General features: G+C 43.8%; 24 protein-coding genes. 12 read left to right on the forward strand and 12 right to left on the reverse strand.

All coding sequences use genetic code 11. The annotated features are described in order from the left end of the window. Positions 1-308 precede the first annotated feature (308 nt). Genes C161_RS03860 through lpdA form a run of 3 tightly spaced genes read right to left on the reverse strand, consistent with a single transcriptional unit; the run spans position 309 to position 3532 of the window. Entirely contained in the window at positions 309-1481 is a 1173-nt protein-coding gene (locus C161_RS03860) for an ABC transporter permease (protein WP_036668339.1), read from the reverse strand. Further along, positions 1465-2097, reverse strand: a complete 633-nt coding sequence (locus C161_RS03865; protein ID WP_036668341.1) for an HlyD family efflux transporter periplasmic adaptor subunit — start codon at positions 2095-2097, stop codon at positions 1465-1467. Before C161_RS03865 ends, C161_RS03860 begins: the two co-directional genes overlap by 17 nt. Before the next feature lie 49 nt (positions 2098-2146). Then, entirely contained in the window at positions 2147-3532 is a 1386-nt protein-coding gene (gene lpdA / locus C161_RS03870) for a dihydrolipoyl dehydrogenase (protein ID WP_036668343.1), read from the reverse strand. A gap of 200 nt (positions 3533-3732) precedes the next feature. Here lpdA and C161_RS03875 point away from each other — a divergent pair, with 200 nt between their 5' ends. Next, positions 3733-4308, forward strand: coding sequence for a TetR/AcrR family transcriptional regulator (locus tag C161_RS03875; RefSeq protein ID WP_036606018.1), 576 nt, complete (start codon positions 3733-3735; stop codon positions 4306-4308). A gap of 277 nt (positions 4309-4585) precedes the next feature. Continuing rightward, positions 4586-4666, forward strand: a complete 81-nt coding sequence (locus C161_RS33465) for a putative holin-like toxin (RefSeq protein WP_370739116.1) — start codon at positions 4586-4588, stop codon at positions 4664-4666. A 219-nt stretch (positions 4667-4885) separates the two neighbouring features. Here the strand turns inward: C161_RS33465 and C161_RS03880 are convergent, their stop codons facing one another. Then, positions 4886-5593 (reverse strand): DNA alkylation repair protein, encoded by a 708-nt coding sequence (locus tag C161_RS03880; RefSeq protein WP_036606019.1) that lies wholly within the window; start codon positions 5591-5593, stop codon positions 4886-4888. A gap of 515 nt (positions 5594-6108) precedes the next feature. Here C161_RS03880 and C161_RS03885 point away from each other — a divergent pair. Further along, the gene (locus C161_RS03885; RefSeq protein ID WP_036606020.1) at positions 6109-7272 is read left to right on the forward strand and encodes a glycoside hydrolase family 27 protein; all 1164 of its coding nucleotides are present in this window, start codon (positions 6109-6111) and stop codon (positions 7270-7272) included. After that, positions 7273-7476, forward strand: a complete 204-nt coding sequence (locus C161_RS31895) for a hypothetical protein (protein WP_074093540.1) — start codon at positions 7273-7275, stop codon at positions 7474-7476. Between the two features lie 2 nt (positions 7477-7478). On the opposite strand, the gene C161_RS03890 is transcribed toward C161_RS31895, so the two are convergent. Further along, positions 7479-8288, reverse strand: coding sequence for a helix-turn-helix transcriptional regulator (locus C161_RS03890; protein WP_017690624.1), 810 nt, complete (start codon positions 8286-8288; stop codon positions 7479-7481). Between the two features lie 112 nt (positions 8289-8400). On the opposite strand from C161_RS03890, the gene C161_RS03895 reads away from it, so the two are divergent. Next, entirely contained in the window at positions 8401-9936 is a 1536-nt protein-coding gene (locus C161_RS03895) for a carboxylesterase/lipase family protein (protein WP_036668344.1), read from the forward strand. Between the two features lie 193 nt (positions 9937-10129). On the opposite strand, the gene C161_RS03900 is transcribed toward C161_RS03895, so the two are convergent. Together C161_RS03900 and C161_RS03905 are read right to left on the reverse strand one after the other, a co-directional pair. Then, a complete protein-coding gene (locus C161_RS03900; RefSeq protein WP_036668345.1) occupies positions 10130-11473 on the reverse strand; it encodes a sensor histidine kinase in 1344 nt (447 codons plus the stop codon). Then, positions 11466-12158: a response regulator transcription factor gene (locus C161_RS03905; RefSeq protein WP_036668346.1), complete on the reverse strand. Its 693-nt coding sequence runs from the start codon at positions 12156-12158 to the stop codon at positions 11466-11468. The genes C161_RS03900 and C161_RS03905 overlap by 8 nt, the downstream gene beginning before the upstream one ends. Before the next feature lie 159 nt (positions 12159-12317). Here C161_RS03905 and C161_RS03910 point away from each other — a divergent pair, with 159 nt between their 5' ends. Next, the gene (locus C161_RS03910; RefSeq protein WP_036606024.1) at positions 12318-13079 is read left to right on the forward strand and encodes a TVP38/TMEM64 family protein; all 762 of its coding nucleotides are present in this window, start codon (positions 12318-12320) and stop codon (positions 13077-13079) included. Positions 13080-13123: 44 nt separating this feature from the next. After that, positions 13124-13699, forward strand: coding sequence for a GNAT family N-acetyltransferase (locus C161_RS03915; RefSeq protein ID WP_036606025.1), 576 nt, complete (start codon positions 13124-13126; stop codon positions 13697-13699). Between the two features lie 198 nt (positions 13700-13897). Here C161_RS03915 and C161_RS03920 read toward each other — a convergent pair whose 3' ends face one another. Together C161_RS03920 and C161_RS03925 are read right to left on the reverse strand one after the other, a co-directional pair. Next, entirely contained in the window at positions 13898-15064 is a 1167-nt protein-coding gene (locus tag C161_RS03920; RefSeq protein ID WP_036606026.1) for a cobalamin-independent methionine synthase II family protein, read from the reverse strand. Positions 15065-15234: 170 nt separating this feature from the next. Then, positions 15235-15804, reverse strand: coding sequence for an SF0329 family protein (locus tag C161_RS03925; RefSeq protein WP_036668348.1), 570 nt, complete (start codon positions 15802-15804; stop codon positions 15235-15237). Positions 15805-16056: 252 nt separating this feature from the next. On the opposite strand from C161_RS03925, the gene C161_RS03930 reads away from it, so the two are divergent. Then, positions 16057-17112, forward strand: coding sequence for an ankyrin repeat domain-containing protein (locus tag C161_RS03930; RefSeq protein ID WP_036668349.1), 1056 nt, complete (start codon positions 16057-16059; stop codon positions 17110-17112). Between the two features lie 93 nt (positions 17113-17205). Here C161_RS03930 and C161_RS03935 read toward each other — a convergent pair whose 3' ends face one another. Continuing rightward, positions 17206-18180 (reverse strand): tRNA dihydrouridine synthase, encoded by a 975-nt coding sequence (locus C161_RS03935; RefSeq protein WP_036668350.1) that lies wholly within the window; start codon positions 18178-18180, stop codon positions 17206-17208. A 375-nt stretch (positions 18181-18555) separates the two neighbouring features. Here C161_RS03935 and C161_RS03940 point away from each other — a divergent pair, with 375 nt between their 5' ends. The 3 genes from C161_RS03940 to C161_RS03950 all read left to right on the forward strand — a co-directional run bounded on the left by C161_RS03940 (position 18556) and on the right by C161_RS03950 (position 21978). Further along, positions 18556-18762: a DUF2536 family protein gene (locus tag C161_RS03940; protein ID WP_036668351.1), complete on the forward strand. Its 207-nt coding sequence runs from the start codon at positions 18556-18558 to the stop codon at positions 18760-18762. Positions 18763-19046: 284 nt separating this feature from the next. After that, the gene (locus tag C161_RS03945; protein WP_036668352.1) at positions 19047-19928 is read left to right on the forward strand and encodes a GNAT family N-acetyltransferase; all 882 of its coding nucleotides are present in this window, start codon (positions 19047-19049) and stop codon (positions 19926-19928) included. A gap of 382 nt (positions 19929-20310) precedes the next feature. Continuing rightward, positions 20311-21978, forward strand: coding sequence for a leucine-rich repeat domain-containing protein (locus C161_RS03950; RefSeq protein ID WP_235193729.1), 1668 nt, complete (start codon positions 20311-20313; stop codon positions 21976-21978). A gap of 139 nt (positions 21979-22117) precedes the next feature. Here C161_RS03950 and C161_RS03955 read toward each other — a convergent pair whose 3' ends face one another. Further along, the gene (locus tag C161_RS03955) at positions 22118-22699 is read right to left on the reverse strand and encodes a TetR/AcrR family transcriptional regulator (protein ID WP_017690637.1); all 582 of its coding nucleotides are present in this window, start codon (positions 22697-22699) and stop codon (positions 22118-22120) included. A gap of 149 nt (positions 22700-22848) precedes the next feature. Here C161_RS03955 and C161_RS03960 point away from each other — a divergent pair, with 149 nt between their 5' ends. Further along, positions 22849-23790: a ketopantoate reductase family protein gene (locus C161_RS03960; protein ID WP_036668355.1), complete on the forward strand. Its 942-nt coding sequence runs from the start codon at positions 22849-22851 to the stop codon at positions 23788-23790. Positions 23791-24129: 339 nt separating this feature from the next. Here the strand turns inward: C161_RS03960 and C161_RS03965 are convergent, their stop codons facing one another. Continuing rightward, positions 24130-25164 (reverse strand): hypothetical protein, encoded by a 1035-nt coding sequence (locus tag C161_RS03965; RefSeq protein WP_036668356.1) that lies wholly within the window; start codon positions 25162-25164, stop codon positions 24130-24132. Between the last annotated feature and the right edge of the window lie 48 nt (positions 25165-25212).

Below are 25212 nucleotides of genomic sequence, written 5' to 3' on the forward strand. Positions count from 1 at the left end.
CTAAAAGCCAGTGCTCCCTTGGAAGTTTTCATCTGAGCAGTAGGTCACAAATAGGGGCAGCTATGGAGTAGCTGGATCAAGCCGTTCTTGCTCTCCATTTCTGTACTCTCAGTGAGAAATTATATCATATAATGATGACGATTAATGAGAAACAATCTATGGTATTTCCCTCTTTATCACGATCCATTTTTGAATATGGAAAATAGCTCGCCGTATGGGAGCACGAATGAGATTTAAAAGAAAACAGAAAGACGCAACAGGAATGACTCCCGTGCGTCTTTTTTCGTTGTTTAACGATTCTTAAAAAATTAATTACTGCTCGGCAATATATCCATATTCAACAGGGGTGCTCTGCTGGAAGAAACTTTCCTTGTTTCCCGCAGAAACAGTAATCCCATGAACAAGGACACTCCGCCAATAATAATCAGCAATGCCCCCAACTCCTGACTATAGGCTGTCAGCGCCCCGTCCCTAAACGCCATTCCACGAATCAGACGGTTAAGCCAGTTCATGGGTAATGCCCATGCGAACATTTGGAACGGTTCTGGGAACGCCAGTGGCGTTAGTTGAATTCCCGTAGCCAGAAAGGAGGGATACAATACAAAACTGGTTCGTAGGCTTACTTTCGACATTTCTTTGGCAGTGTATCCTATCAGCATACCCATGAGTGACAAGGCAAAAGCATAAACAACTAACGGAATGATAAAAAGATAAGCCTCTGCTTCAAATCGCATTCCCCCCACCTGCTTTAATAATCCATAGGTTAGAAGCAGCGAAAGGGAACTCAACACAGCGTAAGGTACACTCCGAACCCATAGCTGGAAAGGTGACTTTCCGTTTGCAAACAGTTTCCCTTCCTGACGAAGCCGGGGTACAATTGAGCCCGCTGCACTTGTTGTAATCATCAATACTACGATATTCACAAATCCAAGCACCATAAAACCGACATAACTGGAGGTTGGATTAAACAGCATCCGCTGCTGAAGGGATAACGGTGACACGATTCCTTTAGCTGTCTCGGCATCCATCCCTTTTTGGATCAGACGTGTCATGGAAAGGGTCATATTCTCTGTCAGTATGATTTCCTGAATCGCAGTGCGAATACCTGTTAACCCCGAGGGCATCGTGTTATCCATCAAGATGCCGATATTCGTCGATTTCCCTTGTTGTTGACGCAAACCCAACTGATTGGGAAGCATAATGACCGCTACAGCCTGCTCGTTGGCAAGCAATGTTTCAGGACTCATTCGGCTCGCATATACGCTTTTGACGCTCATGTATTGTGACGCATTTATTTTGGAGATCAATTGCCGTGAATATTCGCTATGATCCTCATCAATGACCACAACTGGTGATTTATTAAGTTGATTATGCGAAAACATTAATCCGAAAAATAAGGCTGCAATCATTGGCCCAATAAAAATTAGCCGTATATACTTACTGCCCGCGACGTACTTCCACTCGTCAATCAGTGATTTCATCAAGTTTCACCTCTGCCGTCATCCCCGGAAGCAAATCGGTATTCGAATCCATCGATATTCGGACCAGAAACATGCTCAAATCGGCTTGCCCTTTTTCCCGCGACATACGCAAGTTCGCAAACTGAGGAGCAGTTGAGATGGAAATAATACTCCCCTTCACCTGCGTTGGCTGATCCAAATAAGGGAAATGAACATCAATGCTTTGATTCACTTCAAGCTGTTGAATTTCACTTTCCTGTATGTAAAGGTCGGTGTAATACGTATTCTTTTGCACAACTGCTAGCGGGACTCCTGCGTGGACTTTATCCCCCTTCTCTACATTAACTCGGTCAACCAATCCGTCATACGGTGCAAGTACCTCCTTATCTCCCTCCCCAGCTGATTTCACTTTGAAAAGTACCTCTCCCTCTTTCACGGAGTCACCTCCAGACGCACCCGCCTCTGTAATAGTCCCGGGACTATTCTGATAAAATAATGTCGTTTGCTCTGCCTCAAGTATGCCTTGTTTCCGATTCTCGGCCTGACTTACAGCATCCTTTCCTTTAACAGCCAAAAGTGAACCTCCAACAATGAGCACCATCGCAATTCCGATATACAAACCTGCTTTTATCTTCATTCTTATATCTCTCCCATTCCCAATCCTCGTGTATGGTTAAATTTGCTGACTATTTTTGCTTTTTCATTTTGGTGACTGCGTTCTCGGCTGCCTCCATGATCACTTCTCCCAAAGTCGGATGAGGATGAATCGTCATGGCCAGATCTTCCACGGTTGCCCCCATCTCGATCGCAAGTGCGAGCTCCGATATCAGTGTAGATGCCTCCACGCCAACGATTTGCGCGCCAATGACAATTCCTGATGTCGGGTCAGCCACTATTTTCACAAAACCTTCGGTTTCCCCTAACGCCAACGCTCTTCCGTTGATTCCGAAAGAAGATTTCCCAATAACCACCGGAATGGCCTGTGCTTTGGCTTCCGTCTCATTTACCCCAACACTGGATATCTCCGGATCAGAAAACACGACAAGCGGAATCACCTTGTAATCCACTTTGGAGGTAAGACCCGCAATGGCTTCTGCGGATACTTTGGCTTCATAGGATGCTTTGTGGGCAAGTGCCGGACCGGCTGTAATATCTCCAATGGCATAAATGTGCGGGATAACCGTTCTGCACTGTTCATCCGTCTCAACCAGTCCTTTGTTCGTTACGGGCACACCTATGCGTTCCAGTCCTAACTGGCCGTCTGTATTGGGTTTCCTGCCGATTGTAACCAGTACATATTCTGCTGTAACTTGTTGTTGCTCCTGATTTTTTGAATAATGCAGTGTAACGGAATCCGCATTCTGCTCCACCTTTTCGGCAATCGCTCCGGTTACGATGTTGATGTCATCCGCCTTCAATTGTTTGACTACAGGGGCTGCAAGTTCCGCCTCGAATCCGGGCAACACTTGTGCGCCACCCTCAAGAATCGTTACCTTTGTTCCGAATTTCGCATACATCTGTCCAAGCTCCACACCAATATAACCTCCGCCGATAACAATCAGACTACTCGGAACCTCCCCCAAAGACAGTGCTTCTGTGGAAGACAAGATACGACCTCCAACTGGAAATGCTGGCAGCTCAATTGGACTAGACCCCGTTGCCAGTATCAGATTTCTAAAAGAAATGCTTTGCTCCTGTCCAGTTTGCTTGATCATCGCTGTGTGCTCATCCAACAGACTGGCCTCGCCTTCAAGAATGGTCACACCCGCAGTCTTTAACAAATAGTGGACACCACCTGCCTGTTTATTCACAACCCCCTGTTTAAAATCCTGAGCATTCTTAAATGTCGCTGCCGCGTCAGCTTGATTAAACTGTCTGAACCAATCATAACGATGCGATTCCGCAATTAAGGCTTTGGATGGTATGCAACCCACATGTGTACAGACCCCGCCAAGCTGTTTACGTTCAACAATTGCCGTCTTCATCCCCAACTGCGAAGAACGAAGCGCCGCCACATATCCCCCTGGACCTGATCCAATAACTAACGTATCCACAGATTCAAGCTTGCCCATATTCTGATACCTCCCGATTTGAAGTTGATTTAAAATATGATGACCATAATATATTATAACCATCATATTTTAAGACCGTCAACAATCGTATTTGGCCCTTTTGAAAATGAACAGACATCCAGTTAGCAAATTGACAGGCTTTATTATGATGACTATAATATTTTAAAAAGCATAATGATGAAACTATGGAGTGAATGATCATGCCCTATCCTAAAGGACATAAGATAAAAGTACGAGGTAAAATTGTTGAAAGTGCGGCTCGAGCTTTTCGCACCAATGGTATCCAGGAAGTGAGTGTCCCGTTTATTATGAAGGGAGCTGGATTAACTCACGGTGGGTTCTATTCCCACTTTGACAACAAGGAACAATTGGTTGCCGAAGCCTGTGAATATGCCATTAGTGATACCATTACACTTCTAAAGAACGTGGCTGATCAGGAAGAGCAGAATTCCAAAATTAATAAAGTAATCGATTATTATTTGAGTCCGTATCACCGCGACCAAACAGAAATGAGCTGTATTTTCCCCGCCCTTTCCAGCGAAATATCCCGTTCGTCCGAAGAGGTTCGGCAGGTGTTCACCCATGAATTGGAGCGGATGATCACTTTTATCTCCAATCTGGCTGAGATCGATATGTCCAGCGGTCGTGCACTGTTCAGTACAATGGTTGGTTCGCTTGTACTTGCACGCTCTGTTAGTGATCCTGAGCTTAGCGACAGCTTTCTCTCGGCGGGCAGGCAGCAAGCCAAAGAAATGGTTAAAAGGAACGATATGTAGCCTCGATGTTGCTATATGCTTATTATCTAGCTGTCAACAAAAAACACGCCTATAAATGGCGTGTTTTTCTTATCTGTTTGCAACTAAATAACTTCCATACTAGCCACCGTAACGCTCTTCTCGTACTCAAAGTACGAGGTCATTAACATTCCCAAACTTTTATAAAAACGAATTATTGTTCATCTATTAGCTCCAAGAAAAATATGGTATACTCACAGAGCAATGGAAAGGCTTATATGGGCGGTCGGCTAATCTCCCGGAAGGGAGGTGATGCCTTGTGACAGTATTTGAAGCAATTATGCTAATGCTTACCTTCGGTTTGCTGATTGTAGCGCTGCTGTCCAATAAAGACAAATAGACCGCCCTCTGGCTAAGGGATGCGGTCTATTTAGTCGGTACCCTGCTTGTTAAGCCCACCGCCCTTAAAAGCGGCTATTGCATCAGAGAGTCGTGTTAGCGCACGGCTCTCTTTGCATTATAAGCTGTTTCTGTCCTCATTATAACATGGAGATTGTGGATTTCAATCCCACGATCTCCATATGTTCCGTATGTTAAAACTGACGATACGGCGAAAATTTCAGCATCTTACATATTTACGTTTGAACCCCGTACGCCCTTTTTCCACTGCCTTTTGGATATTCTCAGAGGCATTCAGCAACTTGCTCTTGGGCATGTCCTTGTTCACTTCAACGGGGCCAACTACCTGAGCTGTCTCCACCGCCAGATCGTGCAACGGTTGATAGGATGTTGCAACGGTATATAGGAAATTGTTCATCGAATATTTTGTTCGTTCCGGAGATTCGTGAATCGTCTTTTTCACCTGTTCCAGCATCTCCATCAGTTTATTCTCCGAAAACTCAGCATCCTTTCGACTGCCGAGCAACCAACAGTAACAGCTCCATCCCGCTGACATTCTCAGTTCATCCCCACTAGCAATCCACGCATCGGAAACCTCTTGCGCAATGTCTGTCTCGGCTAACGTCACAGCAACGATAAAGTCAGAGATCATGTAAAAATAAGCAGCGTCAATCCAACGGTCAAAATCAGCTTCCGTCATCGCTTGAGGATCGGCAATCACGCCCGCAAAGTACATCGCATCATAATTCCCCGTTGCATATAGTTGCTCTGCCAAAGGTTGATCCTTTTTGATCCGCTTCGCCATTGGTTTCATCGCCCCGGTTGCCACGCCAAATAGCGGTTCATGCGCACCGTTGGAGATATAGATTTTTTTCGTTCGTTCTTTGCCCAGCGCTTCAAGCTCCTGCATCACTTCATCTAGATTCATTTCGTGACACTCCCAATCCTATAAATTATATATCTGATCAAATCAAACAGACACTTATGTTTAACGAAAAACCGATGGACAATCGCACATTATCCAATTCGAACCATTCTGCCATATGCATAATCATTCCGACGAGATTATTTCCTTTCGTATGGGGGACTCCTCACTGGAGTATTTTTCCTAATAATACTGAAGACTATTCAAATTTCCCTGTGGCTCTGACAACCTGTTCGAGCATTATCACCGATCATAACATCTATACCCTTGTTTCGCACAGATCCCTGAAAAGATAGATATAACTCCTTCGCAGACAGACATTTTTCCTTTCTTATGCTTCTACTGGCAACTTCTGATACCTGCCGAGAACCTGATTAAAAGAGCTAATTCCACCAGCACAAGCAGAGCAACATATGTCCATGTCCAAGCAACGTTAAGCTATGGCAGGATACGCCACTCATCGTTTATGTTCAGTTTAGTGTTGTTAACAAAACCGAGATGAGGAAGGATGCGAGAGCATGAGCAACAATCAAGTGTTAGGCTTTGCCCCTGCCCTGGGCTGGAATTCGTGGAATACCTTTACGTGGGATATTAACGAACAATTAATTCGGGATGTCGCTGATGTGTTTGTATCGGAAGGTTATCTGGCCGCTGGTTACGAGTATATTGTCATTGATGATTGCTGGAGCCTGAAGGAACGGGATGCGAGCGGTAATCTAGTGGCTGACCCGGATAAATTCCCGAGTGGAATGAGAGCGCTTTCTGATTATATCCATAGCAAAGGACTAAAATTCGGCATGTATTCATGCGTGGGTACGCATACATGTGCCGGGTATCCAGGCAGCTTCGAGCATGAATTCCAGGATGCTGCCCTTTTTGCCGAATGGGGCGTTGATTATTTGAAGTATGATTACTGCTTCAAGCCGCGCCATATCTCAGGAGAGCTGCTGTACAAACGGATGAGTCTTGCGCTCAAAAACTGCGGACGCGATATCCTGTTCTCCGCCTGCAACTGGGGAGCCGACGACGTATACGATTGGATTCGGGAATCGGGCGCTCATATGTACCGCTCCACCGGCGATATCCGTGACAATTGGGATTCAGTGAAGGAACTTGCCCTGTCTCAATTGGGCAAACAAAGCTACACCGGCTCCTTCTGCCATAACGACATGGATATGCTGATTGTAGGTATGTACGGTGGAAGCAACAATGATTATATTGGCAGCATCGGCGGATGCAACGACATCGAATATAAAACCCACTTCTCACTCTGGTCCATGATGGGGTCCCCATTAATGATCGGATGTGACGTGCGCAAGGCTAACCAGATCACAAAAGATATTCTCCTGAATCCTGACCTAATCGCTATCAATCAGGATGTAGAAGCGCGCGGAGCTTACCGCATTAAACCAGAACCACAATGGTTTCACACAGACGATGTATTTATGCTGGTGAAGGTACTCACAGATGGTGATCTAGCTATTGGTTTCTTCAACCTGAGCGACAGCCAGCGGGAATTGTCTTTGCAATTTTGGGATATGGGTCTGCCTTACGCTGCCGGTTATGCCCTTTCCCTGTATGACTGCTGGGAACATCAAGAGCTTGGCGTATTCCGTGAACGCTTCGCTCCCGTTGTCGCAGCACATGATTGTTTAGTTGTGCGTGCCAAACTGGTGAAATAGATGGCTCAACATCGCCTGTGCACCTCCTGTCAGGTCCCGCTCTCTTCAGACGATGTGGGCATCTACCTCAAATTGATCTCGCGCTCTGCCCAGCAATTTCTGTGCATTGATTGTATAGGAGTGAAGCTGAACTGTGGACGTGAGCCTATTGAGAAGCTGATCCGTTATTTCCGAGAGTCCGGGAACTGCGCCCTGTTCCGTTAACGTTATGCCTTGGTCCCGTGCAGCATCATGTACGATGTTGGCGTGTGTGAAGTTGCTTTTTTAAATACTTTGGAAAAATATAACGGATCATTGTAGCCGACAGAATAAGCTACCGATTGAATCGGCAGGCCCGACGTTTTCAACAGTTCACAGGCGCGCTCGATTCGGCAGGATGTAATATACTCCAAAACAGACTTGCCGGTTGCTGCCTTAAACAGACGAAACAAATAACTGCGCTCCAGATTAACTGCCTTTACGATCTCGGTGACGGTCAATGTTGGCTTCCAGTAGTTCTGCTCGATGTACTTTCTCGCCAGCCAGACATAATCCTTGGCGTCCACCTGCGGCTCTTTCGGATAATGCTCCATATAGTAGGAGAGCAGCAGACGCAAACGTGCATCCGCCCGCAGTAATTCATAAGATGATGCACCCGCGTTCCAGGCAAGGTGGAAAAAAGGCTGCAATGTCTCCGGCGAGACCGTCACCACGGGTTGTACCTCTGAGAGCTGTGTCAGCCCCAGCAACCGCCCGGCATCCTCACCGCTAAACTCCACCCAGACGTACTCCCATGGATCTTGCGGGTCTGGATAATAGTAAATCTCCTTTTGCGGAAATATGATAAAGCTTTCCCCCGTAACGAGCCGAAAAACGCGGCCGCCCGTCTCCAGCGTCCCTTGGCCGCGGATAATATAGTGCAGCGCATAAACGTCACGCACGCCTGGCCCCCATTGGTGAGGGTTAGCTGGCTTGTGACCACCGCTGATAAAATACAAATTACTGGCTCTACTGCTCTCATGCCAAATCGGATTCAACCTCGATCCCCCCTTTCTAAGACGCCCTGTTCTGGCGTTAGGTTTATCTTATATATCGTTGATCAGATGCTCGGTAACGCTTACATGCTAAATCCAGAGAGGAGAATGTTGTATGCTTAGAATGGTTACGGTAGAACATGGACAAGTGCAAGGACTGCCCGCGGCGGACCCGCGGATTACCAGCTTCAAGGGAATTCCTTTTGCCGCACCTCCTGTAGGCGAGAACCGCTGGCGCGCTCCGCAACCGCAGTCGAACTGGGAAGGTGTACTGCAAGCTTTTGATTTTGCCCCCATCTCCATGCAAGCCCCAACAGTCATCGATGATAACAATATCTATACCCGCGAATGGGCCGTTGATCCCGACCTGCCCATGGACGAGGATTGTCTGTATCTGAATGTCTGGACACCCGCCAAGCGTACGGACGAGAAGTTGCCTGTTTTTGTCTGGTATTTTGGCGGGGGCCTGCAAGTCGGCCATACGGCCGAAATGGAATTTGATGGCGAGCGAATCGCTCGTAGAGGTATTGTCGTTGTGACGATTAATTATCGACTGAATGCCTTTGGCTTCCTGTGCCATCCTGAGATTAGTGCCGAATCCCCACATGCACCCGCCAACTTTGGTCATCTTGATCAACAAGCAGGTACCCAGTGGGTCAAACGCAACATTGCCGCCTTTGGCGGTGATCCAGACCAGATCACCATCGGCGGACAGTCGGCAGGCGGAGGAAGTGTACTCAGCCAGATGACCTCTCCGCAAAATAAAGGCTTGTTCCAGCGAGCCGTCATCATGAGCGGTATAGCTACCGAGTTGTACCCGAAGGTCCGCGTGCCTTCTGTCCGCTCCACACTAAGGGATGCAGAGCAAGCAGGGGTTGAATTTTTCGGCTTCCTGGGCGTATCTTCCATGGCTGAGGCGAGACAACTGGATGCTGAATATCTCCGTGACAAAGCACTCGAATACAAAAGCTTCTGGGGAACCGTCATCGACGATCAATTCTGCGCAGGCGATCCGTTTACTCGTTTTGTTCAGCAGGAGCGCGAGGCGATCCCCGTAATGCTGGGGCATACGTCTTCCGAATTTTGGACCCGTCCCGCCGCAGCCAATCTGGAAGAACTGAAGCAGATGGCTGTGGAGCTGTTTGGCGAGGATGCTCCTGCCTTTTTGCAACTATGTGAGGCTGATTCCGGCCAAATCGAACATGCTCTGCAACAAGCATCGGTCCGCATGATCCAACATGCCATTCTGCTCGCCATCCGCGCGAACAGCGGTCATCCGTCTGAAACGCCTCTCTACTATTATAACTTCGACGCCGAGATTCCGGGCTGGGATCAGCCAGGTACTTTTCACTCCGTTGATCTGTGGTTCTTCTTCGAAACACTTGCCAAATGCTGGCGGCCTTTCACAGGCAAGCATTATGATCTGGCTCGCCAGATGTGTAATTACTTATCCAACTTTATTGCTACAGGTGACCCAAACGGTTCGGACTCCACCGGAAAGCTGATGCCTCATTGGACTCCTTGTACTACGGAACAGCCGTATCTAATAGAATTTGGCGATCAGGCTCAATTACAGCAGGCTGAGCCCGGACCGATGCTCGCGTTTTTAATTGAACAATATTTCAAGAAACAGAATGCACCTGTTGTTTGAAACATGAGGTTTGCCCTCTCACTATACAAAAAGAGCCATGCTGTCGCATGGCTCTTTTTGTATAGTGTGAATGGTAGAGCGATGTTCATTCGCCCATGCCTATTTAGCCAGTTGCCCCACTACAGAAGCCTAAGGTAACAATCAGGCAGCCAAAGGAATCCCACGAACATTCAGCATCATTCCAAGAGATTCGTTATATATGAGTCTGTGTTGGTTTGTTGAAGATGACAGGTAGCGTAATCTGTAGTGAAAAGATATCCTTTTCCTGCGATACCGTCAACGTCCCGTTATGCTGGTGGATCATTTTCTGACTACTAACGAGCCCAATTTCGTTGCTATCATTCTTTTTGCCAACACGTTTAATCTTATTCTCCACCTCAAGAATAACCCATTGTTGCCTCAAAGAAATCTGGATATGAACGGGATGCCCTGGATCGGCGTATTTTCGAATATTTGAAAATATATTATCCATTACGCGACGCATGGCGACCAGATTGATTTCCAGCAAAAACTCCTCATGATGTGCATCTGTCTGAACCTGCACATCTATATCGTCCAAAACCACTAATTGCTCATCTATGAGTTGATCGATAAGCGCTCTGCCCTCATACACTTCAAATTCTACTTCCTCTTCTTCAGCGGCAGAGGATACCGTAAAATATTCGAATAGTTTGTCCGACAGCACTTTGATCTGATAGGCCTTCTCCCGGCTATTATGAATATACTGCAACAGATCCTCATGTGTCTTATATTTGTTAAGCTCTATGATATCCATATATCCTAATAGAATCGTGAGTGGCGTTCGCAAATCATGGGAAATCGCCGTGATCAATTCACGGTTGGCCATCCTGACCCTCTCCTCGCTGTCCAGCCGCTCCACAAATGATTTCCTCATCTCATCAATACTCTGGGCCAGAGATGACAGTTCATCCTTTCCCGATATCGTAATCGAATAATCCAAATTTCCACCTTCGAGTATTTTGATCTCTTGTTCAAGCACGCCAATATAAGATGTTTTCTTATTAATCATCAGTAGAAAGGAAACAATAAACACAATGGCCGCTATGAAAACACCAATAATCAGAATGAGGTTGTAGTATTGATACTCATAAAAGCTAACCAAGTATATCTGGGCATCCTGATCCGCAAAATGGATGGTGGTGATGGGTATTTTTGATGGCACGAATTGAGTTAACAACTCTTCATTAATGGCAGGATCAATCTCCGTGTTGGAGGAAAATATCAATTTGTCTTTTGCAAAAATATACAGATTTAAGTAGCGCTCATGTCTTATCCAAGCAGACAATTCCTCATGATCACGGGTTGACACGTTCTGGTTATCCACAAATGCTTCAAATCGATCAAGCGCATCTTGCTGCCTGTTCTCTACAAAAGTGGATTTGCTTAAATAACTATCCAATACAGTCTCGCCAACAACTTGTAAAATAACGAGTGCACTTATGGAAATGACCAAAGAAATGACAACCGCCAGAACCAGTTTAATCTTCAGCTTTTTTCCGATTAATAATCTATTCAATTTTGTACCCCTTCCCCCAAACAGTCTTCACATATTTAGGGTTCTGCGGGTCATCCTCCAGTTTGCCTCTCAAATTACGAATATGAACCATCACCGTGTTATTACACGTATAAAAATAGGGTTGCCCCCAAACACTCTCATATATATTTTCTGCCGAGAATACCTTTCGTCGCTTCTTAGCCAACAGCAGCAAGATCTGGTATTCAATTTCAGTTAGAGCAATCTCCTTCTCCCCAACAAACACGGCTTTTGAATCCTGATGGACGGTAAGATCCTTAACGATAATCTGGTCCTTTTCTTCGGTCTTCTCCTTGCCCCGATATACATAATACCTCCGCAGTAAAGCCTTCACCCGCGAAACGAGTTCTGTATAGGAAAAGGGTTTGGACAAAAAGTCATCACTGCCTGAGGAAAAGGCCAATTGTTTGTCAGAATCCTGCGTTTTCGCCGTGAGAAACAGGATCGGTGCGCTTGTTTTTTCACGAATCTCCAGACACGCCTTCAGCCCCGATTTATTGGGCATCATCATATCCAAAATAATGAGATCCGTCTCTTCGTTCACTTTATCAATCGCATCTTGACCATCTATCGCTTCAATCACTTCATAATTCTCACTCTCTAACAAAATCCTTACAATTTCACGAATTTCACTGTTATCATCAGCAATTAGAATTTTCTTGCTCATCTGATCCCTCCGTCTAATTTCAGTATAATATGCGCTATTAGCGACTACCAGCAAATACAATCGACTTAAGAATTCTTCAGAAGTTATGTAGGTATCTCTTAATAATTTCGTCTTATACTGTAAATATGTAGAAGTTATTACACAAAGGGGTCGTCAGGAATGCCACAAACTTCGAAAAAAGTAATGATTAACATATTGTTGGGTCTGTTCATCATGTTGTCCATTGGTCTACTGGTGTATTATTCTCCTGCCCTTATTAAAATCATGTCTTCCATGGACAACTTCAGAGCGTATATTCATTCAACAGGCCATTGGGGTCCGGTCATGTTTATTTTATTCCAGATTCTTCAGATCGTGGTTGCACCCATTCCAGGAGAAGTGGTACAGATTGCAGGCGGTTATATCTATGGGGTTACACTTGGGTCCTTGTATACTACAATAGGTTTGATTATAGGCTCAGCGATTGCTTTTTATTTTACTCGTTTTATCGGTCGCGCTTATATTTCACGGCTAATGCAAAAGAAAAATAATAAGTGGATGTCGTTAATTCATGATGAGAAGAAGTTCTCCGCTTTTTTATTCATCTTTTTCGTAATTCCCGGCTTGCCCAAAGACATGCTTGTATTTGTCGCCGCACTTACATCGATTAGTTCGTTTAGGTTCTTCACGATCCTTATCGTCGGTCGTCTGCCGTGGATCATCGCATCTACCATTGTAGGGTCCACGATTCATATGCAACAATACACAATCGCCATTATTATTTCTGTTATCGCTGTAATCGGGTTTGTACTCGGTTATATCTATAGGGAAAAATTGGTGGGATTGTTCTCCCGGTCAGACAGTACCAAAGCCAAACCCAAGGCTATACCCAGTTATAGTACGAATAGGGCGTCTCGTAAAATAAAAAGAGATACAACATGAACAAAGCCAATCTATTGATATGAAAACCGGAGGTATATCATCTTATGCAAATACTTAAAACCAATCGATTAATCCTGAGAAATTTCACCTTAACGGACGCAGCCGGACTGTTGGAATACACAGCAAATCCCAGAGAAAATTGTTTTATGGATCAACAAATTTCAACATTGGAAGACGCGGCGGCCGAGGTCGCAAAAAGAAGCAGTGACGATTCCCACATCGCGGTCTGCCTGAAAGACAGTAACGAGTTGATCGGTGAGCTGTTTGGTATGAGGGAAGATCGGGATTCCGATACGGATAAAGATTCGAATTCAGATACGTATAGTATAGGTTGGAATTTTAATGGCAGATTTGAAGGGAAAGGGTACGCCAGTGAGAGCGCCAATGCTTTCATCGAAAATCTCTTTATGGAACAGGGAATAAGAAGATTGTACGCTTATGTCGAGGATGATAACTTCCGTTCTCAGAAACTGTGTGAGAAGCTGGGCATGCGCCGGGAGGGTCTTTTTTTGGAGTTCGTTTCATTTGTCAAAAATGAGGACGGCACACCGAAATACGAGAATACGTATCAATATGCATTGTTGAAAAAGGAATGGCTGGCACAGCGTGAATCGCAGTAATAAAGAAAGACATGCCTGCCTCATCATTAGTTTAAAAAAGTTGTAGAAATGAGAACGTACCCATGTGTACGTTCCACAACAAATACGGCGGCTTCTCCCTGGATAGATTCCAGAGGAAAAGTCGCCGTTTCATTATCGTGCATAACACTATTGATCAAACAATGTGTTTATAAGGTCACAATACATTCAGCTTAAATCCTAGACCGTGCTGCCCCAATATTGCTTTGCAATCTTCTGCCCTTGATCAATCTTCGCCCATTGCTGAGCTTCGCTTAATTCGTTACCGCCATCACAAGATGCAAAGCCGCATTGGTGAGACAACAACAGCCGATCCTTATCGATGATTTTGGAAGCTTCGTCCAGCAAACGGACAACACGTTCTTCATCATCGAGTGTACTCGTTTTGGATGAAAGCAAACCTAATACAATTTCCGTTTCAGGTCTGTCCTTGAACACTTCCAGAGCTTCAATTGAACCCGCACGATCATCATCCCACTCCAGGAAGAAACGGTCATACTTCAATTGCTTCAGGAACAGATTCGCAATTTTGGCATACGATCCACCACCCATGTTGCGGGAATCATAATTGCCGCGGCAGTTATGTGTCCACATTTTCAAGCCAAGGCTATGTCCGAAGTCAATCACGGTATTATTAATATCAATGAATTCGGTAGCAAGTCCCTTTACTTCATCTTGATTAATATTTTCCCCTGTAAAAGGAGAGTTCGGGTTGTCGTCTGCAAACAGTTCCCACAAGCAATCATCGAATTGCAGAATTTTACCGCCCACTGCAGCGAATTCCTCCACGAATTCCTTATACGCGATCACAAGACCCTCTTTGAGCTCCTGTATGTTTTGATATACAGCATCCGTACCACCAATGTTATCTGACCAGGAAAGCTCACCGAAAATATGGGAAGGAGACGGTACGCAAAGTTTCGTTTGTTGCTCGCCAGCCGTGTCTTGCAGTTGTTGGAACAGTTGAATGAAATGATGGTTCTTTCCACTCAATTTATCAGTGATGCGCAGTCCAATATCTTTGCGTGTTTCATATTTCGAAGTTCCGTCCACATCTCTGAAAAAATAGCCGTGATCCGCGATGTAACGCTTCACTCCGCCAAATCCCCATACAAAGTCCAGATGCCACATCGATTTGGAGAATTCGCCATCGGTAACCACGGACAAGTTATGTTCGATTTCCTTAGCGACAACTTGTTTGATTGCCTCCGTCTCACACTTCTCATATCCTTCGTAGTTTTCATAGAACGGATATTGGATATCATCATTATGTTCAATTTGCGTTTTATATTTCAGCAGCTCATCCGGCCGCAATAAACTTCCTACGATCTGGAACTTATCAGTCATGTAAAAAACCCCCTCGTTGTATACAATGATCATATCACGCTGAGAGCAGTTAGAAGGGATACTAAAAAACCATAACTGGTTATAGTTAAAAGCTATATCCACTTGTTAGGCAAATTTCAGTGAAACCGTCACCGACACAGTGTACCTCTATCCGTGAATGTTATTCATTTTCACACCGTACGACGACGCAGTTCATAAAAATATTGTACCGCTGGATGCTTTAATTTGACCTGCTCCGACATATTTAAAATTCTCTTTTTGCCAACTCGTCTGTCCATTAAAGCCAGAATATTAAACAAGATATCCTTGCTCTCCAGATTATCCTCTATAGAAGTGGATAAATACGTCGTAGCTGCAACGGTAAAATTCGATTTACTAAGTGCGGTCTGAGCCAACAACAGCTCTTTGGCATGTACGGAGATTTTTCTACTTCTTGCCATGACTTGAAGACGATCCTCGGGAATGGGTCCTTTGGAATCTTTTCTGATAGCTTCAATCTCTTCATCGCTCACAGGAATCATGATTTCCGGGTCGCTCTTGATCTCCTGCTCTGACTGATACCATCGAATTGGGGTTGTAGTATCACTCATGTTGAGTACATTCTTTTTATCTACAGTAATATAACAATTGCCTGATTTATCAGGTGAATAGCTATAGCTGGTAGCACGGTACTCCACCCTTCCAACTAACGCAGGACTAAGAAAACTCTCCAGTTGTTGCTTCAATTTACTCCAGGACATAGATCCTCCTATTATCAAAAGCCTACCGCATGAATTACGACGATCATTTCAAATATTTTTCAATCCGTCTCCAGTATCAACATTCATCTAAATTATAACATAGCAAACCAAATTGATGATGGAAGAAACCCAGTTATTGGTTTTAAAATCCCCTATGTGATAAAATTGCAGAAAATTATCTACTTACTATTAAATCGTCATAGCCTACCATTGGAACATACGTTGTTATTCACAAAGGAGAGGAAGAGTGTAATGGCTACGAAGAAAGCAACCTTACCTGCTCATATGGAAAAACTCGTTAAAGATAATGATATCGCTACCGTAAAAGAGGTTTTCGAGCAATACGAATGGGATGCACGTGGGGGTTATAGCAAAGGTACGGCCCTCAGCTTTCGGCATATTTCGGATGAATTGGTCCGCTGGCTGGTAGCGCAAGGAGCAGACATTAATGCACGCGACAAATATCAACGCACGCCTTTACATGCCCATGCCTCACACTGGTCAGGAAATGTACCCCTGTTCCTTGAATTAGGTGCGGATCTGGACGCTGTGGATTACCAAAATGAAACACCGTTACATGCAGCGGTCAATGGGTATCGAACCAAAGTGGTTCAAGAGTTGGTAAACCAAGGCGCTACGATTAACGTAGAAAATAAACAGGGAAATACGCCATTAGCTAAGGGGTTAGCCAATTGCAGGAATAGCGATATAGTCAGTATGTCGAAAATTTCAGCAATTCTGCTGGATGCTGGTGCAGCAGTCACCTCGGAAATGAAAGAGTCTGTGAAGCGGATCGGTAAGGATTTTGAATTCGTCCGTGAGAAGTTCAATAAGGACAAGGTCGATGAAGTTTCAGACGCGCTGATCAAACTGTACCAGTTATTTGATGTCGAGCCGGTAGCGAATCGGATCATGCACGATGGGACTTCCCCCATTCAGGTAAAGGCAACCTCTTGGACCAAACAGCACCAAGAGCTGTGGGAATATCTCATTCCGGCCCAAGGCCACGCTCAAACGGTGCAGGGAGAGGTCATCCGCATAACAGGACGTGTATCCCATGAAGTATTGGATAATGGCGGTGGAAACTGGGATGCGGAGTATCGCAAGATGCTCGATGCACTGATTCGTCACCTGGGCTCTGGTACGCCACTCACCCCCGCACTTCTCCAAGAGGCAGCAGACTTGGTCAGCAGACTTCACAATGGATACGATTTTGATGCGCCTGCCAGATTATCCGAGTTAGCGGTATTATGGGTGCTTGCCAATCCTCAGCCGGTCGCTATGGAGAAACCTGCGTATACGCGTTAAACAGCAAAGCAAAAAAGAAGCGGAAAAGTTACCGCTTCTTTTTTCTATTAAATCTATCTAAATTATACTCCGTATCCATGATTACGTCTTACTCTACTCTACCTGTTCATTGCTTTCAAACTCATTGAGCAATTCGCGTACTTTAGAAGTGGTTTTGGCGTTCATCAAGCTGTTTCTCAGCTCACTAGCACCGCGGAAGCCACGAACATAGATTTTGAAAAAACGGGCCAGCGGGCTGAACGAACGCGTTTCAAGCTCGGAATATTGATCATGGAGATCCAAATGCAGCCGTAGCAAATCAAGCAATTCCGTGCTGCTGTGTTCTTTTGGCTCCTTCTCAAAAGCAAACGGATTCTGGAAAATACCGCGTCCAATCATAATGCCATCCACACCATATTGCTCCACGAGTCTCAGGCCTGTCTCACGGTCAGGAATATCCCCATTAATCGTCAGCAGTGTATTAGGCGCTATCTCATCGCGAAGCTTCTTAATCTCCGGAATCAGTTCCCAGTGAGCGTCTACTTTGCTCATTTCTTCTCTTGTCCGCAAGTGAATGGACAGATTCACGATGTCCTGTTGCAAAATATGGGTTAACCAGTCGCGCCATTCCTCGACCTCAGTAAATCCGAGACGCGTTTTTACACTGACCGGCAGCCCCCCGGCTTTCGCCGCCTGAATAATCTCCGCCGCAAGGTCTGGCCGGCAGATCAATCCACTTCCTTTTCCATTCTCGGCTACATTCGCTACCGGACAACCCATATTGATATCGATGCCTTTAAATCCTTCTTTCGCCATACCGATACTCATCTCACGAAAGAATTCCGGTTTATCTCCCCAGATATGAGCCACAATCGGCTGTTCGTCCGCTGTAAAAGTCAGACGCCCTCGCACACTATGGTGCCCCTCAGGGTGACAATAACTCTCTGTGTTCGCAAATTCGGTAAAAAACACATCCGGTCTGCCCGCCTCACCTACGACATGCCGAAACACAACATCCGTCACATCTTCCATGGGTGCCAGTATAAAAAATGGTCGTGGCAATTCACGCCAAAAGTTTTCCTTTGTCATCTCAAAAGCTCCTCTATACCTTCCAGGACAGTCTCTGTCCTCATTAATAGTAAAACTCGTAACTCATGCATCTGCTTGCCTATCATTTACATGATCATTCGCAGTTTCGTTGCAATTCACATTATGGTGTCCTAGCTTCTTCACTTATACCATGCAAATGAACTTCCTTCAAACAGCAGTATCTGTTATTACTTCCATTAGATCTTCAGATTAATGGAAGTTCGATGATCTCAAAATTGCTCTTTCCCGATTTTATCACTTCTTTATTAGATTTTCAGCCCGATTGCTCTTGCCGAACTGGAAAAGCTCCTCTAAAATGAAGCTCGACAGGCTTTTAACCTGCAAATCGAGATTTTAAGGAGGCCTGAATGATATATGGAAATTTCACTGGATATGATCAAAGACAAAGTCGAATGCTTGCAGGCTTATGACTTCCGTGAACTCGAACGAGCGATCGAAGAGCGAATCGGAATGAACAAAGCATTAATGCTGCGCGTGAAACAAGTTCAACATCAAGTGACGTTTGACCCTTTTCGCAACAAGATGTTATATAGTGCAATCGTGCATTTTGCCGTAGATTAATGGACCAAGATTTTCAATAGTGAAAAACAGTTCACTGACGCAATTGCATTTAAGCATATCCTATAAAGCATGCAAAAAAGAAGACGCGAATTCGCTCGCGTCTCTTTCCATATCAAACTCCATTTTCTCTTATTAAAACTCCTGCTTAAATAACATCGCCAAGTTTGTTTAAAACGCGGTGTTAAAAGAGGATTTTTGTCACCTGTAATCATATTTTACATAGTTAAATACGGGATCGTACCACTTTACAAACAGTCACTTTTGAGGATTAAGGGGAGAATACCATGCAAGAATTAATATTTATGAAAAATTATAAAAACAATGAAGTACTGCGCAAGAGTTTTTTCGAGCTTGCTGTCAACACGTTTGAGATCAATTTTGAAGATTGGTATCAACAAGGATACTGGGGCGAGCGTTACATCCCTTATTCATATGTCGATGGAGACCAGGTTATTGCCAACGTTTCTGTTAACATCCTTGAGCTCATCATTCACGGTGAGAAGAAAAAAGCGATTCAAATCGGCACGGTGATGACACATCCTGATTATCGGGGGAAAGGACTCTCTACACGTTTAATGAACAAAGTTTTAGAGGAATACGAGAACAAGTACGATTACATGTACCTTTTTGCCAATGAATCGGTGCTCGATTTTTACCCCAAGTTTGGGTTTAAGCCTGTGGAAGAACATCTTTTTTCAATGAATTATACGGCAAAAAAATCACCCGAGCCTGCGAACATCCGAAAACTAAATGTAACTAACGCGGAGGATTTACGTCTTATTCAAAAATTGGCATCGGAAAGATTGCCTGTTTCTCAGCATTTCGCAACCCATCATTCTCAAGGAATACTCATGTTTTATTGCCTGAATGTCTTTAGTGATGATATTTATTACTTGGAAAACGAAAACGTCATTGTTATTTATCAGAAAGAAGACAATCATATTGAGCTCTTCGACGTTGTTAGCTTAAACGAAATGAATATGAAAGATATCTTGGATAAGATTGCAGATGAAGATACAGAGAAAGTAACCTTTCATTTCACTCCAGATGCAACAGATGATATCGTTCTAAAAAGTTCGATCACCAATGAAGGTTTATTTGTAAGAACCCATGGTGAACATCTCTACCCTGTGCACGTTAAACATCCGATTACATCTATTGCTTGATGATTTATTTAATAAGACCTACCACCAGACCATACTTAAAAAAGATCAAAAAGGAGCAGGATTCCCTGCTCCTTCGTTATGTGAAACTTCTTTCTCTCATCAAACGTAAATTCACAAGGTATAATGAAATCAGATGACCGTTCAGCATGATCTTATGACCATCATAATGAAGGAGGGGACATTCGTGGCGTTTATCCCGCTAAACTGCCCCAATTGCAACGGAAGAATTGAATACAAGAAGGATGAGGTTTTAAAGTGTCCCTATTGTGAAACAGAACTTTTATTGAAGCAAAATCATGTCTATTACGTAGACCAGACTATTAATCATTACCATGGAACGCCCCCTAAAGTACCACCGAAGCAGACTGCCTCCGTAAAGGTAATGCTGATACTGATGTTAATCCTAACTGGCGCGATCGGTACATATTTTTATTATAGCAACAGCTCCACCTATCCAAAAACAGAAGCCAATCTGCCTGTACGAAAGATGCCTGAAAGCGAGGTTCTGCTCTCATTTTTGCGAGATATCTTTGATAAAGGGGCCGCCTTGCCAACAGAGGAGGAATTGGCTCGTATTCGCTATTTAACCCTAGAGCATTCGGAGAATGATCAGTGGAAGTTTACATATAGCCTCTCCGATCCCTTCAGCGATGAACAGGCCGAGAAGATCACTTATATTACTCAGGACAAGAAACTGAATAGCCAGCGGATTGATCAGCGAGATTTTGAAGCTTTTAAGGGACTGACGGCATTGGACCTGACGAATACCTATGAAATATCCCAGACGGACCAAACCACTTTGGCCCATATGCCCGGATTAAAAAGTTATGGTGGCGCTTTTAACGAATCCTTTAGTACATTTTCGGGCTACTTTGGCGACAAGTCTAAAATTACGGAGCTTACCACTCAGCTTCGCAGCAATCAGGAATTGGCTATGTTGCTGGAATTCCCCAATCTGAACTCTTTATCCATTACCTATGTGGATGAGTCCGTAACAGATTTTCACTTGTTAAACCAATTGCCAATCAAGTCCCTGTCGCTCACCTTTGTCGATGAACTCGGATGGTTGTCGTCCATGACCGGGTTATCATCCTTGTCTATACAGTACAGTGAAACCACAGACCTGCAGCCGCTGTATGCCTTGACCCAGCTTCAGGAGCTTCAGTTGTCCTATTTAACGAATGTAAAGTCCATCGACTTTGTGCAAAATATGCCTGCTCTACAAACGTTAGATATTGAAAATGTAAACTTCTCCAGTCTGGAGCGCTTGACCGGCAAAAACTCTATTACCACACTACGCCTGGCTTCTCTAAGTGAGCTTGGCTCGGTAAAGGCCATAAACAGTCTGCCCTCTTTGCGGGAATTAACGTTGTCCGGCTACTACGAGAATGCAGAAGCGCTGACACTGCCTAAAGTAGAGCGAGTGGAAATTCCAAGCTCCTTTCTCCCCGGGCTAAAGGCCCCGGTTACAACCAGTCTGACGCTCCGTGGCGGAAGTGGGGAATTGGACTTGGCTGCGCTGGGGAAATTTCCGAAGCTGAAGCAGCTTTCCCTCTGGGAGATCAGTGAAATAACCCGTCTTGCCGCCCTGGACGGCTTGTCCCGCCTAGAGACTCTGAAAATTTACGACTCGTCACTGTTCAAGGAAAGCGACGCCTTATATCGTTTGAAGCAGGTGAAATCTTTGGTTTGCTCCGAGTGCAGGCTGAACTTTGAACAAAAGGCGGCCGCGGAGAACAGCGTACTTGAACATTTGACCTTAAACCAGTCATATTTTAGCATGAACAATACCTCTGTTACTGAAATTGATCAAATGATGCCTTACTTTGCCAAAATGTCCGCTCTGCGTTCCTTCACCATGCAGGATAGCAATTTGGCTTCTCTCGAATTCATGAGCAACTGGCACGCTATAGAGGAACTTCATCTCGAGAACAATGCCATCTCCAATATCGAGTCCCTAAGCCAGCTGCCTAATCTGCAAAAGGTATATCTATCCGGTAATTCCGTACAAAACAAATCCGTGCTTGGTACGGACGTGAAGGTATATTAATTACCGCTTGGGATGATGGGGAGTTTTAGACTACTGTAGTTAATGGATGGTATTAGAACAAAGACAAGAAGGGGTTCGAGAATTATGTATAAATTCTCGAACCCCTTCTTGTCTTTGTTTAGCTTTCTAACCAACATCGCTACACTCCAGAACGCTGCGGATTGACCGTGCCAAAGATATGATACGGTGTTATCCCCTTTGAAAATAGACTATCGATCAGTTTGATCAATTCCTCCGACGATAGATCTTTGTCGTTGCGTATCCAAAGACGAAACATAGATATTAATGTTGAAATGTAAAACTCAATGATATATGGTGCCAAGACATCATCTGTTGGAAAATCCACAATCAATCGCTCAAAGGGAATTTCTCTTTTCAAGCGTTCCACAAAATGAACAGAACCATAGTCGCCCAATATAGCTTTAAGAACTGAAATCTCCTCTGCATTTTCTAAGCATTGAAGTGCATCTTGAATAGTATGTGTAGAAAACTCTCTGCCTGCCATTTCCTCCTTAATGGATTTCAAAATACGCTCTTCAACGCAGTCCAACAACTCATAGATATCTGTAAAGTATTGATAAAATGTACTCCGATTATATCCTGATTGGTTAGCAATCTCTTGAATAGATATTTTTTCGATGGGTTTTTGGCTATATAAATCGCAGAATACATTTATGAATGTCTGCCTTGTTTTGTCCGTAATTTCAGGTTGCTTTTTCATTATTTTCCTCCGTTTGCTGTTCGATCAATTATCCGACAGATATTAAAAATCTGATGGTTGATGACCGTATAGTGAATCAATACAATAATATTATACAACACGTTGTTGGATCATCAACAAGGATGAATATTGATTATTAGGAGGCTAAGATGAGAATTTTATTTTTCGGTAGAGGTGTAATATCGACCCAATACGCGTGGGCTTTCGAAAAGGCAGGCCACACCGTTGAGTTTTACGTTAGAAAAGGGAGAAAAGAAACCTTCGGAAGTCATATAGCGCTTGAAATGTGGGACGCACGAAGAGCGAAACGGTTAATCAAGGAAAACTGGAAAGTCAAGCTGCATGAGGAGATAAGCCCAAATTACGATCTTATTATTGCGAGTGTCAACACGAAACAACTTCCCGAAGCAGCACAATTACTATCGACTACCGCGGGTAACACCCCGATCCTTATTTTCAATAATATTTGGCAGGATTTAAAATCATCGATCTTGCCCTTGTCTATGAACAATGTTGTCTTTGGTTTCCCAGGAGCAGGAGGCGGCATTGAGGACAATAAGCTTAGGGGCGGCTTCTTAAAAACGATATTTCTGGAAAAACCACGTGTAGGCACGGAACAGATAAACAACAAGGTCAAAGAACTATTTGAAAGCGCCCATTTTAAAATCAATTGGATAAAGGATATGCAAAGCTGGCTATGGAATCACTTTGCCGTGAATGCGGCGATGGAGACCGAGGTGTTAAAACGGGGAAGTTTTCCAGCACTTATGAATCATCGTGACTCATTCGCAAATGTTGGTAAGAATATGCGGGAAATGGCACCTGTACTTAAAGCAAGAGGCGCAAAGATGGACGCGATTACTCTACTGTTGACCAAAATTCCATCAGCACTTCTCGGCACGCTGTTTAACAAGGTTATTTTTGCAAAGGGCAGCTTACCGCGACTTTTCATTGAATACAACAATAGTAAAGCCGGTTTTGCAGTACTTGAAGTTGTGAGAGAAGCAAAAAAGTTAGGTATACCTTCACCACGTCTTACTGCGGCATTTGCAAACACTGAGCAACAACACAAAGCTATTGAAAAAGGATAAACTGGAAAACTTGATATTGTTCAGACCAACATCAACTCTACTAATGGTTATAACAACTATAGCCCGAGCTTTAGAAGCTTCGGGCAAAGTAATTTATTAAACCAGGTAAATGTAGCTTCAAAACACTACACCCTGACCAACAGTGAGTAACACTCTACATGACTAGTGTGCTGTAACAAAATCAAAACAAAAAAACGGCATCTCTGCCGTTTGTGTTTAAAGTGTTGATGCAGACAGCGGCGGCGGCTTCTCTGTTCGCGGCGGTTTTCATACGATGAAAAGACACATGCACAGTATGCCTGTTGATGCGGCTCATTTCTAGCAATATTAGATGTGATTTTACCTGAAAGCCTTTAACATTAAAAATAATTGATTATTAAAATGTACTTCATTCGTATATATTTTTGTAAATAAACCAATGCACTTGTCTATGATTTCCCCAGTGAACTTTTGGGACATGATGGCTTTATTCGAATAGATCCTTACTGTCTTCCAGTCATGAATAATTTGGTCCAATAACGGGTCAAGCGTATGTTTTGCATTGATATGATCAATGTTGTACTTATAGAGAGTATTTAACCTGTATTTCTCAGAACATTTTCTATAAATAGTACTGCTCAGTGTTTCTATAATCGTTTCATTTTTTATAATGAGCTCGTAATTTTCTGCCAACAACAGTATATTATTCAAACTTTCCGTTATTTCATTTTGATACCTGCACATATTTTCTACGAATGTATTGATGGTTGTGTGTGCTAAATTCTGATTGTTCAAGATTTCATGATTACCGGGGGGCACTAGCGCATATTCCCAAAAGTAGTCTGGCATCTTTACGTGTTCCGAAGTCATACATGACCATTTAAATTCTGAAAATGGCAGAGAATATTGTCTGTATTCTGTAATATCATCAACCGTATATATTTCCTCGTTCGTAAGATTGAAGCCATAGACAAAAACAGGGTGCAGTCCATGTTTTTTGTTATAGTAAAAGTCTCTCCCGCGTTGATAAAATAAATCAATAAATATGGAAATCGGATGACCACTTGAAATAGAGTTTATGATCTCATCTTGTAACGTATCTAGTTCAGGGGATTTTTTACGAATAGAGATCCCCATTTCCTCAAGGATTTGATCTCCCTCCTCAAGATCCAACACCTCTAACTTGAAATATCCTCTTGTTTGTATTTTTTGTTTATCAAATCTATAAATACTAATAACATTATTCAAAATCGGCAACTCATCTTTTTTAAAATATCTGGCAAGCGTTAACAACAAATTATAGCCGCAATTAAAATAAGGAAAATTATGATGAGGATACATTTTTGTCATGCCGTCGAAGGGCTGAAAGGTGTCCAGGGAAATAATTTCTTCCATACAATATTTCTCCTATACTAGGACGTGTCTTGAAACCTCTGAAGTGCA

The organism is Paenibacillus sp. FSL R5-192 (assembly GCF_000517845.1).
GTDB classification, from domain to species: Bacteria; Bacillota; Bacilli; order Paenibacillales; family Paenibacillaceae; genus Paenibacillus; species Paenibacillus amylolyticus.

Bases quoted from the DNA above. Each gene is read 5' to 3' on its own strand.
- C161_RS03860 (WP_036668339.1), bottom strand. From the start codon at position 1,481: ATGAAATCACTGATTGACGAGTGGAAGTACGTCGCGGGCAGTAAGTAT.
- C161_RS03865 (WP_036668341.1), bottom strand. From the start codon at position 2,097: ATGAAGATAAAAGCAGGTTTGTATATCGGAATTGCGATGGTGCTCATT.
- lpdA (WP_036668343.1), bottom strand. From the start codon at position 3,532: ATGGGCAAGCTTGAATCTGTGGATACGTTAGTTATTGGATCAGGTCCA.
- C161_RS03875 (WP_036606018.1), top strand. From the start codon at position 3,733: ATGCCCTATCCTAAAGGACATAAGATAAAAGTACGAGGTAAAATTGTT.
- C161_RS03880 (WP_036606019.1), bottom strand. From the start codon at position 5,593: ATGAATCTAGATGAAGTGATGCAGGAGCTTGAAGCGCTGGGCAAAGAA.
- C161_RS03885 (WP_036606020.1), top strand. From the start codon at position 6,109: ATGAGCAACAATCAAGTGTTAGGCTTTGCCCCTGCCCTGGGCTGGAAT.
- C161_RS31895 (WP_074093540.1), top strand. From the start codon at position 7,273: ATGGCTCAACATCGCCTGTGCACCTCCTGTCAGGTCCCGCTCTCTTCA.
- C161_RS03895 (WP_036668344.1), top strand. From the start codon at position 8,401: ATGCTTAGAATGGTTACGGTAGAACATGGACAAGTGCAAGGACTGCCC.
- C161_RS03905 (WP_036668346.1), bottom strand. From the start codon at position 12,158: ATGAGCAAGAAAATTCTAATTGCTGATGATAACAGTGAAATTCGTGAA.
- C161_RS03910 (WP_036606024.1), top strand. From the start codon at position 12,318: ATGCCACAAACTTCGAAAAAAGTAATGATTAACATATTGTTGGGTCTG.
- C161_RS03915 (WP_036606025.1), top strand. From the start codon at position 13,124: ATGCAAATACTTAAAACCAATCGATTAATCCTGAGAAATTTCACCTTA.
- C161_RS03920 (WP_036606026.1), bottom strand. From the start codon at position 15,064: ATGACTGATAAGTTCCAGATCGTAGGAAGTTTATTGCGGCCGGATGAG.
- C161_RS03925 (WP_036668348.1), bottom strand. From the start codon at position 15,804: ATGTCCTGGAGTAAATTGAAGCAACAACTGGAGAGTTTTCTTAGTCCT.
- C161_RS03930 (WP_036668349.1), top strand. From the start codon at position 16,057: ATGGCTACGAAGAAAGCAACCTTACCTGCTCATATGGAAAAACTCGTT.
- C161_RS03935 (WP_036668350.1), bottom strand. From the start codon at position 18,180: ATGACAAAGGAAAACTTTTGGCGTGAATTGCCACGACCATTTTTTATA.
- C161_RS03940 (WP_036668351.1), top strand. From the start codon at position 18,556: ATGGAAATTTCACTGGATATGATCAAAGACAAAGTCGAATGCTTGCAG.
- C161_RS03945 (WP_036668352.1), top strand. From the start codon at position 19,047: ATGCAAGAATTAATATTTATGAAAAATTATAAAAACAATGAAGTACTG.
- C161_RS03950 (WP_235193729.1), top strand. From the start codon at position 20,311: ATGCTGATACTGATGTTAATCCTAACTGGCGCGATCGGTACATATTTT.
- C161_RS03955 (WP_017690637.1), bottom strand. From the start codon at position 22,699: ATGAAAAAGCAACCTGAAATTACGGACAAAACAAGGCAGACATTCATA.
- C161_RS03960 (WP_036668355.1), top strand. From the start codon at position 22,849: ATGAGAATTTTATTTTTCGGTAGAGGTGTAATATCGACCCAATACGCG.
- C161_RS03965 (WP_036668356.1), bottom strand. From the start codon at position 25,164: ATGGAAGAAATTATTTCCCTGGACACCTTTCAGCCCTTCGACGGCATG.